We start from the raw sequence: 4,722 nt of genomic DNA on the forward strand, positions 1-4,722 counted from the left end.
GAAGGGGATAACTGGAATGGACAGCAGTTGAACCGAATCCGAGACCACTACTCCAAGCTGAGGGCGGTACTTCAACGCAAAGCCAGTAAGGGCACCCGCAGTTCGCGGCGCAGATGCAGAGAACTGCTGCAACGGCTGTCTGGCAAGGAAAGACGCTTTCAGTCGCGTCAGCGTTGCGTAGCAAAAACGTGGGTCAATCATCGCATCTCCAAAGCTATTGTCTCCAGGGCAAAGGCTACCAACAGCGCTATCGCCCTGGAAGACCTGACAGGGATCCGGGAAAGGGTCAATCAACAACCCCGCAGCAAAGCCGAGCGGCGCAGGGCCAACAGTTGGGCGTTCTACCAACTGAGGCAGTTTCTGGAATACAAGGCGAGGGCTGCAGGGGTTTCTCTGATTCCTGTGCCGCCTGCTTACACGTCGCAGACCTGTCACAAGTGTTTACACATCCATCCCGATCCTGCGCAATCCTACCGCAGTGGAAAGAAGTTTAAGTGTGGGCACTGTGGATGGGAAGGGGATGCGGATTTGAATGGTGCGAATGTGATTGCGCTCTTGGGGGCTGCCGTAAACCAGCCTAGAGGTTCGGGCCTGTTTTGTTCTCTGGTAGGGCAGAGCAGGCTCAGGGCTACTGAAAGCCCGCTCCGTACCGCTTAGCGGTCGGAGTCGGGTAGTTTACAAGCTTTTTTCATCGAGTCCCGTTGGGAAGACCTCTTGCGAAACCTGTTTCTTACCGGCGCTAGCGGCTGCCTGGGGCACTATGTGTTGGAGCGCCTGGCCCAGCAAAGGGATCCCGAGTTTCCGGAGCGGCCCGCCTACCACCTGTACGTTCTCATCCGCGAGACCAGCCGCCTACGGCTGCCCCTGGAACGACTCCCTGCCCCCATCACTTGGGTGCCCGGCGATCTCCTGCGCATCCGGGAACAGGCTGCCCTGCTACGGCAGATGGACGGGCTGATCCACATGGCGGCAGCTTGGGGGGATCCCACCCTGGCTTGGGCCGTGAATGTTACCCACACCCTGGAGCTCTTTCAGTTGTTGGATCCGGAGCGCTGTCAGCAGGTGATCTACTTTTCCACGGCCAGCCTTTTGAACCAGGACCTGGAGCCTTTGGCCATTGCCGGACGGGCCGGCACCGACTACATCCGCAGCAAGTACGAGATGCTGCTGCGGCGGCAGGAAAGCGGCTTCTGGCCGGAGCGCCTGCTCACCCTTTATCCCACCCTGCTCTTTGGCGGCAGCCCCCACCACCCCTACTCCCACATCACTGCCGGCCTCAAGGACGTTCTCCGCTGGCTGGATCTGATCCGCTTTTTGCGGGTGGATGCCAGCTTCCACTTTATCCACGCTGCCGATGTGGCCGAGATGGTGGCCTATTGGGTGGCCCATCTGCCTGGTGGCGGCGATTGGGTGTTGGGCAATTCCCCCCTCTCCTGGGATGAATGTGTGGAACAGATGTGTGCTTATTTCAAAAAACGGATCTATTTCCGAGTGCCTCTGCCCCCGGCTCTCGTTCGCGGCTTGGCCTTTCTATTTCGGGTGCGGCTTTCAGCCTGGGATGAGTTCTGTCTGCGCCAGCGCCATTTTGTTTACCCGGCCATTTCCCCAGAAACCCTGGGTTTGCGCTGCCACTTCCCCACCGTGGCCTCTCTTTTGGATACCTACCTCTAGACCACCTTTGAGTAACAGTAGAACTTGAGTAACAGTAGAACTGGACGCTGCTTCCTTTCCCTCTGGGACGGGGGGATGAGAGCCGAGGACCCAAGGGATCCCACTCGCCTCCGACAGGGATCAGCCGGTGGGGGCCACCGTTTCTCTGATGGCCAAGGCCTGGAGCTGGGCGGCAATGCGCTCGCGGTTGAGGTTTTGCCCAATCAGCACCAGTCGGGTCAAGCGCGCCTCCTGGGGTCGCCAGGGGCGGTCGTAGTAGGTTTCAAATCGGGATCCCACCCCCTGCAGCACCAGGCGCATCGGCTTGTGGGGAACGGCCACAAATCCTTTGATCCGGTAAAGGCATTCCTCTTGGGCCAACCGGCGTAGCTGAGCCACCAGGGATCCCGGCTCATAACCTCCCTCCAAGCTGAGGTAGAAAGACTCAAAAGCTTCGTGCTCATGCTCCTCCCCGTGATCGTGGTAGCTGGGGCGGCGCTCGAGCTGGTCTTCCACCGCTGCATTAAAGCCCAAGAGCACTTCTGGAGGAACCTGCCCCCGCTCACAAGGGAGGATTTGAACCTCAGGGCGCAAGTGGTGCCGCAGCCAGCTTTCCACCCGAGCTTGCTCCTCTTGGGTAATCTGATCCACCTTGGTGAGCACCACCAAATCGGCACAACTCAACTGATCCTCAAACAATTCCTCAAGCGGAGTCTCATGGTCCAAACTTTCGTCAGCCTGCCGCTGCGCCTCCAGGGCCGCCAGATCGCCCACCAGTTGCCCAGAGGCCAGAGCCTGACCATCCACCACCGTAATCACCGCATCCACCGTGGCGCCTGTACGGATGGTGGGCCAGCGGAAAGCCTGCACGAGCGGCTTGGGCAAGGCCAGTCCTGAGGTTTCAATCAAAATGCAGTCTAGCTCCGCCCGCCGCTGCAACAGAGCTTCCATGGTGGGCAAAAACTCCTCCTGCACCGTGCAGCAGAGACAGCCGTTGGCCAGCTCCAGAATGGGGATGGATCCCTCCCCCTCACACAGTTGGCAATCCCGCAGCAACTCGCCGTCGATGCCCACTTCGCCAAACTCGTTAACCAACACGGCAATGCGGCGGCCCTGGTTGTTGAGCAAAAGGTGACGGATCACCGTGGTCTTGCCGGATCCCAGAAATCCGGTGATGACGGTAACAGGGATCTTGTGCATCTGCTCTGATGACTCAGCGCTCTTCAGTTTCCACCCCAAACTTTCTTTCTGCCAATCCTTGAGGGGGGGATGCCCAAAAAAAGGCCCCCGGCAAGGGGGGCCAAAGGTACATTCCAGAGGGACTTATGCCCTTATCGGATCGGCTTCATCCGGTAAACCGGCTCGTTCTCGCGGCTGATCCCTTTCTCAAAGCCAGCAGCGGCAGCGCGAGCGCGACCGGCATGCCACAGGTGACCCACGAAGAACAGGAAGCCGAAGATGAAGTTGTGAGCAGCCAACCAGGTGCGCGGGCTGGTGAAGTTCACCGTGTTGATCTCGGTAGCCACACCCCCCACCGAGTTCAGGGATCCCAGCGGCGCGTGGGTCATGTACTCCACCGCACGGCGAGCTTGCCAAGGTTGGATGTCGTTCTTCAGCTTATCCAAGTCCAGGCCATTGGGGCCCAGCAGCGGCTCTTTCCAAGGAGCGCGCACATCCCAGAAGCGCATCGTCTCACCGCCAAAGATGATCTCGCCCGTGGGGGAGCGCATCAGGTATTTACCCAGACCGGTCGGCCCCTGCGCTTGGCCGATGTTGGCCCCCAAGCGCTGGTCGCGCACGATGAACGTAAGGGCTTGCGCTTGCGAGGCTTCTGGGCCAGTGGGGCCGTAGAACTCGCTGGGGTAGACGGTGTTGTTGAACCAGATGTAGCAGGTGGCAATGAAGCTCATCAGCGAAACCGCCGCCAAGCTGTAGGAGAGATAGGCCTCCCCAGACCAGATGAAGGCGCGGCGAGCCCAACCGAAGGGCTTGGTGAGGATGTGCCAGATCCCACCGGCAATGCAGATAATGCCGATGTAAATGTGGCCACCGATCACATCCTCCATGTTGTCAACGCTGATGATCCAGCCTTCCCCACCAAAGGGAGATTTGAACAAGTAGCCGAAGATCACAGCGGGGTTCAAGGTGGGGTTGGTGATCACCCGCACATCGCCACCTCCTGGAGCCCAGGTGTCATAGACACCGCCAAACCACATGGCCTTGGCCACCAACAAGAAAGCCCCCAACCCCAACAGGATCAGGTGGATCCCCAGGATGGTGGTCATCTTGTTCTTGTCTTTCCAGTCGTAGCCGAAGAAGGGGAAAGACTGCTCCAGAGTTTCTGGGCCGCGAATGGCGTGATAAATGCCCCCCAACCCCAGCACGGCGCTGGAGATCAGGTGCAGCACCCCGATGACAAAGTAGGGGTAGGTGTCAATCACCTCGCCCCCCGGGCCAACCCCCCAGCCCAGAGTGGCCACGTGGGGCATCAGGATCAGGCCCTGCTCATACATGGGCCGATCCGGCGTGAAGTGAGCCACCTCAAACAGCAGCATCGCTCCCGCCCAGAAGACGATCAGGCCAGCGTGGGCCACATGGGCGCCCAAAAGCCGACCGGAGAGATTAATCAAGCGGGCATTCCCAGCCCACCAGGCAAATCCGCCTTGGGTGCGATCTTGCACCACTGCAGAACCAAATGTTGTCGAGGTCACAGAGACCAACCTCCAATGATAGTCAGGAACAAGAGACACCAAAAAAAGTTTAGTTAACGTGAGCGCCTGCCGTTGGGCTCCCTGTCCACTGGGATCCGCGGCAGGGGATCCCTTGGGCAAGCGCTCATCCTCACAGAGCAGATCTCTAGGGATCTACCGCAGCTAAAGTCGAGCGAGCTCAGTAGGTTTAGAGCGCATTGCCGCGGGGGAGGACTTCTTCAGGGAACTCAAAGCGCTCATGGGGCTGGTCCTGCGGCGCCATCCAGGCCCGAATCCCCTCGTTCAGCAAAATGTTCTTCGTGTAAAACGTCTCAAACTCAGGGTCTTCCGCTGCCCGCACCTCCTGACTGATAAAGTCATA

The 4,722-nt window shown here is 59.2% G+C and carries 4 protein-coding genes and 1 pseudogene; 2 read left to right on the forward strand and 3 right to left on the reverse strand.

What is annotated here, in order from left to right; genetic code table 11:
- A partial coding sequence (locus tag ACVWY9_RS14010; protein WP_457389020.1) for an RNA-guided endonuclease InsQ/TnpB family protein occupies window positions 1-657 on the forward strand: 657 nt, incomplete at its 5' end.
- Between the two features lie 57 nt (window positions 658-714).
- Window positions 715-1,671, forward strand: a complete 957-nt coding sequence (locus ACVWY9_RS14015; RefSeq protein ID WP_457389021.1) for an NAD-dependent epimerase/dehydratase family protein — start codon at window positions 715-717, stop codon at window positions 1,669-1,671.
- A 120-nt stretch (window positions 1,672-1,791) separates the two neighbouring features.
- On the opposite strand, the gene cobW is transcribed toward ACVWY9_RS14015, so the two are convergent.
- From cobW to ACVWY9_RS14030, 3 genes and pseudogenes are all read right to left on the reverse strand, one after another.
- Window positions 1,792-2,850, reverse strand: coding sequence for a cobalamin biosynthesis protein CobW (gene cobW, locus ACVWY9_RS14020; protein ID WP_457389022.1), 1,059 nt, complete (start codon window positions 2,848-2,850; stop codon window positions 1,792-1,794).
- A gap of 131 nt (window positions 2,851-2,981) precedes the next feature.
- Window positions 2,982-4,361 (reverse strand): photosystem II reaction center protein CP43, encoded by a 1,380-nt coding sequence (gene psbC, locus ACVWY9_RS14025; protein ID WP_369791763.1) that lies wholly within the window; start codon window positions 4,359-4,361, stop codon window positions 2,982-2,984.
- A 187-nt stretch (window positions 4,362-4,548) separates the two neighbouring features.
- Window positions 4,549-4,722 (reverse strand): annotated as a pseudogene (locus tag ACVWY9_RS14030) (photosystem II D2 protein (photosystem q(a) protein)); the annotation flags it as partial.

Source organism: Thermostichus sp. OS-CIW-31, from assembly GCF_054060305.1.